Raw genomic sequence first — 6,314 nt, 5'->3', positions numbered from 1 at the left:
ATCGTGGGGTGGCCGGGAGGCAGGGAGGTGGGCTCGGCCGCGAGCAGCGCGGTCGTGGCCAGGACGAGGGACAGGCTCATAGTTCGTGGACGGGGAAACGGGCGCCCATGTCGGGCCAGAAGAGGGCCTCGCGCTTGCGGACGTCCTGGGGGGCGAGCTTCGCGAGCAGCTCCTGCACCGTCACGCCCAGCACCGGGTGGCGGGCGTCGGGGGCCAGCTCCGCCAGGGGCTCCAGCGCGAAGCGGCGCTTGTGCAGTTCAAGGTGGGGCACCTGGAGGTTCGCGTCCGCGACGACGGAGTGGTCCTCCTCGTCCCACAGGAGGATGTCCAGGTCGATGGTGCGCGGGCCCCAGCGCTGCGTCCGGCGGCGGCCCAGGTCCTGCTCGATCCGCTGGAGGATGCACAGCAGGCGCTGCGGCGTCAGGTCGCACTCCAGCGCCACCACGGCGTTGAGGAAGCGCGGCTGCGCGGGCCCCACCGGGGCCGAGTCATAGAGGGAGGAACAGCCCAGCACCGACACCGCGTCGATGCACGACATCGCGGCAAGGGCGGCCACGAGGTGGGACTCGCGGTCGCCCTCGTTGGAACCCAGTCCTACATAGACGGTCGCACTCAAGGCTCCATCTCAACCGGGTTCACCAGGGTTCCGATTCCCTCCAGCTCCACCTCCACCGTGTCCCCCGCCTTGAGCGCGCCCACGCCGGACGGAGTGCCCGTGCTCACCAGGTCGCCGGGCAGCAGCGTCATGATGTGGGAGATGAAGGAGACCAGGCGGGCGGGGCTGAACACCATGTCGGACGTGCGGCCATCCTGGCGCACCTGTCCGTTCACCCGGCACACCACCCGCAGGTCCGCGGGGGACAGGCCCGTCACGGCCCAGGGGCCCGCGCAGGCGAAGGTGTCGTAGCCCTTGGCGCGGGTGTGCTGGATCTCCTTGCGCTGGATGTCGCGCGCGGTGACGTCGTTGAAGCAGGTGAGGCCCCAGATGGCGCGCGCGGCGGTGGCCTCGTCCGCGTTCTTCAGGCGCTCACTGATGACGAGCGCCAGCTCCGCTTCGTAGTGCACTTCCTGGCTCGCCTTGGGGAGGCGGATGGGCGCACCCGGGCCGTTGAGCGCGGTGGAGGGCTTGGTGAAGATGAGCGGCTCCGTGGGGATGGGCTTGCCCATCTCCTCCGCGTGCTTGCGGTAGTTCTGGCCGATGCAGACGACCTTCGACGCGTCCGACGGCGTGAGCAGCGTGAGGCCCTTGAGCGAACGGCGCAGGCCGGTCTCCTTGCCGCCGGCCCACGGCGCGGCGGTGAGCACCACCACCTCGTTGCCGTCGACGCGGCCGTAGCTGGCACGGCCCTCGACCTGGAAGCGGCAATAACGGGCGGTCATGTCTTCCCCTGGAGGCCGAGCACGTCGGCCATGTCATAGAGTCCCGGAGCGCGGCCCGCCACCCAGCGCGCGGCCCTCAGCGCCCCTTGTGCGAACTGATCACGGTTCGTCGCGCGGTGGGTGAGCTCGATGCGCTCGCCCTCGCCGAAAAAGTAGACCGTGTGCTCGCCCACGACGTCCCCGCCGCGCAGCGCCTGCACGCCAATCTCACCCGGCGGGCGGGCGCCCGTCTGCCCCTCGCGCGCGAAGGTGAGGTCGTCCTTCGTGCGGCCCAGCGCGTCCATCAGAACCTCCGCCAGCTTCAGCGCGGTGCCGCTGGGCGCGTCCTTCTTCATGCGGTGGTGCGCCTCCAGCACCTCCACGTCGAACGACGGGCCCAGCACGCGCGCCAGCTCCGCCGCCATGCGGATGACCAGGTTCACGCCCACGGACATGTTGGGCGCCGCGACGATGGGGATCCGCTTCGCGTGCGCCTCCAGCCGCGCGCGCCCCTCCGGCGTGAAGCCCGTGGTGCCCACCACCAGCGCCACGCCGCGCTCGGCGCAGATGCGCGCGTGCTGCAGCGTGGCCTCCGGGCCGGTGAAGTCCACGACGACGTCCGCCTTCGCGCCGTCCAGCGCGCGGCCCAGGTCGTCGTGCGCAATCACGTCCAGCGGCGCGCCCAGCCGGGCCACGAGCCCCGCGTCCTGCCCGGAGAGGGGGCTGCCCGGGCGCACCGTGGCGCCCACCACCGGAAGGTCGCTGGCGGCCTTCGCCAGGCGCACCAGCGTGCTGCCCATGCGGCCGGAGATGCCGGTGATGACGGTGCGGGTCATGGCGCTCTTTTCCCTTCAGGCCTTCAGCAGTCCCAGCCCGGACAGCTCGGCCTTGAGCTTCGCGGCGTTCGCCTCGCCCATGGGCACGAGCGGCAGGCGGATTTCGGGACCGAACATGCCCATCAGGTGCAGCGCCCACTTCACCGGGATGGGGTTGGACTCCACGAAGAGCAGCCGGTGCAGCGCGTTCATCCGCACCTGGAGGCCGCGCGCCTTCGCGAGGTCGTTGCTCCGCGCCGCCGCCACCAGGTCCGCCATCATGCGGGGCGCGACGTTGGAGGACACGGAGATGACGCCCTTGCCGCCGCACGCGATGAAGGGCAGCACCGTGAAGTCGTCGCCGGACAGGAACGTCATCCGCTCGCCGCACTTCTCCACCAGGTCCACCGCGCGGATGAGGTTGCCCGTGGCCTCCTTCAGCGCCACGACCTCCGGGATGTCACACAGCTGGAGCACCGTCTCCGGCAGCAGGTCCACGCCCGTGCGGCCCGGCACGTTGTAGGCGATGAGCGGGAAGCCCGGGTGCGCCTTCGCGATGGCGCGGTAGTGCTCCACCAGGCCCGCCTGCGTGGGCTTGTTGTAGTAGGGCGTGACGATGAGCGCGCCGTTGGCGCCCACCTCGCGCGCGCGGCGTACGGAATCAATCGTCTCGCGCGTGCTGTTGCTGCCCGCGCCCGCCACCACCGGCACACGGCCCTTCACCTCGTCCACGACGACGGCGATGGCGCGCTCGCGCTCGTCCGCGTCCATGGTGACCGCTTCGCCGGTGGTGCCCATGGGCAGCAGCACGTTCGTGCCGCCTTCCAGCTGGAAGCGCACCAGGGCCCGGAAGGCCCCCTCGTCCAGCGCGCCGTCGAGGAACGGAGTCGCCAGCGCCGTCATGGAGCCTTCGAAGGTCTTCATTCCGGCGCTTATACGTTCAGGCCCGCTCACCGCGCCAGAGGTCCTCGACGCGCTCGCGCTCCCGCACGACACGCCAGGCCGCTCCGTCCACCAGCACCTCCGCCGGCCGGGGCCGCGAGTTGTAGGTGGAAGCCATGCTCATCCCGTAAGCCCCGGCGCTCATGAAGGCGTACAGGTCGGCCTGGCGAGGCAGCACCAGGGGGCGCGCCCGCGCGAGCACGTCCGTGGACTCACACACCGGCCCCACGACGTCCACCTCCACGTCCCGGCCACGGCGCTTCACCACCGGCTGGAGGTCGTGGTGCGCCTCGTAGAGGGCCGGGCGCATCAGGTCGTTCATGCCCGCGTCGACGACGACGAAGGTCCGCGCTTCCGTGGGCTTCCTGTACAGCACGCGCGTGAGCAGCACGCCCGCGTTGCCCACGAGCGCCCGCCCCGGCTCCAGCAGCAGCGTGGCCCCGGTGGCCTCCGTCGCGTTCAGCACCGTGCGCGCGTACTCCTGGGGGCTGGGCGGCGTCTCGTCCGAATAGGTGATGCCCAGCCCACCGCCCACGTCCAGGTACTCCAGCGCGTGGCCCCGGGCCTTGAGCGTGACGTAGAGGTCCGCCACCTTGGTGAGGGCGGCCTTCACGGGGGCGGTGCGCGTGAGCTGCGAGCCGATGTGGCAGTCCAGCCCCAGCGCCTTCAGCCCCTTCATCTTCTTCGCCTTCGCGTAGAGGGCGACCGCCTCCTCGAAGGGCACACCGAACTTGGACGTCTTCAGGCCGGTGGAGATGTAGCGGTGCGTGCGCGCGTCCACGTCCGGGTTCACGCGCAGGGCGAACGGCGCGCGCTTGCCCAGCTTGCGCCCCACTGCATCCAGCGCCTCCAGCTCCTCCGCGCTCTCCACGTTGAAGAGCAGGAGGCCCTGGGACAGCGCCTGGGCCATCTCGTCCGGCGTCTTGCCCACGCCCGCGAACACCGTCCTGCCCGGTTCGCCGCTGGCCTGCTTCACGCGCGCCAGCTCGCCGCCGGACACGATGTCGAAGCCGCTGCCCAGCCTGGCGAAGAGGCCCAGGATGGCCAGGTTGGAGTTGGCCTTCACCGAGTAGCAGATGAGGTGCTTCTGCCCCTGGAACGCCCCCGTCACCGCCTGGAAGCGCTCCGTGAGCGCGGCGGTGGAGTAGACGTACGTGGGCGTGCCGACCGCGTCCGCGATGGCGGGCAGCGGCACCTTCTCCGCGTGCAGCACGCCCTTCTGGTGGTGGAAGACGCTCACTCGGGCAGCCCGGCGTCCGAGGTGGACGGAGGCACCGTGGGGCCGGAGGGCTCCACGGGTCCGCGTGGCGATTGCTGCGCGGGAATCGTCTCCGCCGTGGGCGCGGGCAGCGGCGCCGGCCGGGGCGCGCGGGGGCTGCCCTTGATGCCGCATGCCACCAGCGCGAACGTCAGGCTGGCGGCGGCGAACAGCCGCGGGAGGACGGAGCGCATGGGCTAGAACCGGATGGCCAGCATGCCGCGGATGGCGTGCGCGGTGCTGAGCTCCTGGCCCGGCAGGTTCAGGTCCTTGAGGCCGTCCAGCGGGAAGAGGATGCCGTAGTCGATGCCCGCCACGAAGCCGTCCTCGGTGATGTAGCGCGCGCCGATGTCCGCCTCCAGGCCCAGGCTCTTGCTGATGTAGGACGGCGTCGACTCCGCGTAGAACGCCTGCGAGTAGATGACGCTGCCGTAGACGTCGAAGCCCTCCGCGATGGAGTACTTGAGGCCCGGCTTCACGTAGAACGCGTCCGTGACGCCATTGAGGATGGAGCGCCACAGGATGACGTCCACGCGGTAGTCGCGGTTGAAGCGGAAGTTGCGGATGGCGTTGTCGCTGCAGCCGCCGTTGTCGCAGCTGTACTGACGGCCCTCCACGTCGCCCGGCGCGGTGTTGCCATCCGAGCCCGAGCCCTGGCGGCCCGGGTAGTTGCCGAAGCCCGGCGCCCTGTCACCGGAGGCGAAGCCCATCTCGATGCCCAGGTGCAGCTTGTTCTCGATGACGTGGAACTCCGTCTGGAGCACGCCGCCGAACTGCGCGATGCGCAGCGACTGGGTGGTGGGGTCGTTGGCCGTGAGGGCGCGCCCGTCAATGGAGCCCAGCTGCGCGGCGAACTCGGCCTCGACGCGGAACTTCTTCTCCTCGTACTTGAACCACAGGTCCGGGATGTAGAGCGTGCCGCCGCGCGGGACGAACGCCGGCGTGGTGACGGTGATCGGGTTGGAGGGGTTCGCCACGTCGAACGGGACGCCCGTCTCCGACAGGGTGGAGTACCGCTGCGTGCGGTAGGTGAAGTACAGGCCGTAGTTGAGGACGCCCTGGTTGTTGTCCAGCTTGGCCTTCTGCTGCTGCTCGGTGTCGCGCCGCGCGATGGCCAGCACCAGGCTGTGCGCGTCGTCGGACTGGGTGAGGTCCACCGGCTCGCCCAGGGTGTTGGCCTTCTCCGTGGACAGGCCCTCCGAGTTGAAGTCCAGCATGGGCGTCACGTACCAGCCGGCGAACGGCTCCGTGACGAACTGGATGCGGTCCACCGTGTCGCCGTAGTCGCAGTCCAGGCAGTTGCCGTCGTTGCGCAGCATGCCCAGGCCCCAGTGGCTGCCCATGCGGCCGAAGCGCAGGATGCCCACCGGCGTCGTCACCTCACCGTACGCGCGCCGCACGATGACGGAGTCCTTGAACGCGTTGACGGCGGAGTTGGACGGGGACTCGTTCTCAGAGAAGAGCGTGAAGTTGTTGCGCCCATCTCCGCTGTAGGCGCTGTCCGGGTTGGAGCCCAAGAGGACGTTGTCCAGGGCGTCCACCTGCGCCTTGATGCGCACGTCCTCGGAGACGTTGAAGGACGGGTCCAGGCGGAAGCGCATGTTGGCGCCCGCCTGGGTCTGCTCGGAGGCGGAGCGCGGCGAGCGCGTCCACAGCTGGCGGCCCAGGGGCGTGCCGGAGGGCAGCGCGGGCTTGCCCAGGTCGAACTTGTAGAAGAGCACGGGGCGGACGCGCAGGTAGCCGTCCAGCGTGAACAGCTCCAGCTTGCGCTTCTCCTCCGTCCACTCCTCCTGCCAGTCATTGTTGGCCACGGCCTGGGTGGCCGTCTGCGCGCGGATGTCCTCGCGCAGCTCCTGACGCGTGGCCTCCAGGCGCTGCTCCAACTCCTCGCGGCTGACGGAGCCCTCCGTGGTGGGGGCGGGGGAAGCGGCGGCCGGGGC

At 70.5% G+C, this 6,314-nt stretch carries 7 protein-coding genes; all 7 read right to left on the bottom strand.

Annotated features, from left to right (window positions below):
* Positions 1-76 precede the first annotated feature (76 nt).
* Positions 77-616: a 2-amino-4-hydroxy-6-hydroxymethyldihydropteridine diphosphokinase gene (gene folK, locus D7X99_RS41160; RefSeq protein ID WP_121752573.1), complete on the bottom strand. Its 540-nt coding sequence runs from the start codon at positions 614-616 to the stop codon at positions 77-79.
* Complete coding sequence (locus tag D7X99_RS41155; protein ID WP_120599242.1) at positions 613-1,380, bottom strand: fumarylacetoacetate hydrolase family protein; 768 nt, start codon at positions 1,378-1,380, stop codon at positions 613-615. Before D7X99_RS41155 ends, folK begins: the two co-directional genes overlap by 4 nt.
* Positions 1,377-2,195, bottom strand: coding sequence for a 4-hydroxy-tetrahydrodipicolinate reductase (gene dapB / locus D7X99_RS41150; RefSeq protein WP_121782493.1), 819 nt, complete (start codon positions 2,193-2,195; stop codon positions 1,377-1,379). Before dapB ends, D7X99_RS41155 begins: the two co-directional genes overlap by 4 nt.
* 15 nt (positions 2,196-2,210) lie before the next feature.
* Entirely contained in the window at positions 2,211-3,098 is an 888-nt protein-coding gene (gene dapA / locus D7X99_RS41145) for a 4-hydroxy-tetrahydrodipicolinate synthase (protein WP_121782492.1), read from the bottom strand.
* A 16-nt stretch (positions 3,099-3,114) separates the two neighbouring features.
* Positions 3,115-4,356, bottom strand: a complete 1,242-nt coding sequence (lysA, locus tag D7X99_RS41140; protein ID WP_121782491.1) for a diaminopimelate decarboxylase — start codon at positions 4,354-4,356, stop codon at positions 3,115-3,117.
* Positions 4,353-4,568, bottom strand: a complete 216-nt coding sequence (locus D7X99_RS41135; protein ID WP_121782490.1) for a hypothetical protein — start codon at positions 4,566-4,568, stop codon at positions 4,353-4,355. The genes lysA and D7X99_RS41135 overlap by 4 nt, the downstream gene beginning before the upstream one ends.
* Before the next feature lie 3 nt (positions 4,569-4,571).
* Positions 4,572-6,314: TIGR04551 family protein (locus D7X99_RS41130; RefSeq protein ID WP_121782489.1), on the bottom strand; the 1,743-nt coding region annotated here is incomplete at its 5' end.

Origin of the sequence: Corallococcus sp. AB032C (assembly GCF_003668935.1) — a bacterium.
Lineage (GTDB): Bacteria > Myxococcota > Myxococcia > Myxococcales > Myxococcaceae > Corallococcus > Corallococcus exiguus.
Note: the sequence above shows the minus strand (reverse complement) of the source record. Positions and strands in the feature narration are given on the sequence as shown.

Excerpts from the sequence above, each read along its gene's own strand:
- D7X99_RS41155 (WP_120599242.1), bottom strand. The coding sequence starts at position 1,380 with ATGACCGCCCGTTATTGCCGCTTCCAGGTCGAGGGCCGTGCCAGCTAC.
- dapB (WP_121782493.1), bottom strand. The coding sequence starts at position 2,195 with ATGACCCGCACCGTCATCACCGGCATCTCCGGCCGCATGGGCAGCACG.
- dapA (WP_121782492.1), bottom strand. The coding sequence starts at position 3,098 with ATGAAGACCTTCGAAGGCTCCATGACGGCGCTGGCGACTCCGTTCCTC.
- D7X99_RS41135 (WP_121782490.1), bottom strand. The coding sequence starts at position 4,568 with ATGCGCTCCGTCCTCCCGCGGCTGTTCGCCGCCGCCAGCCTGACGTTC.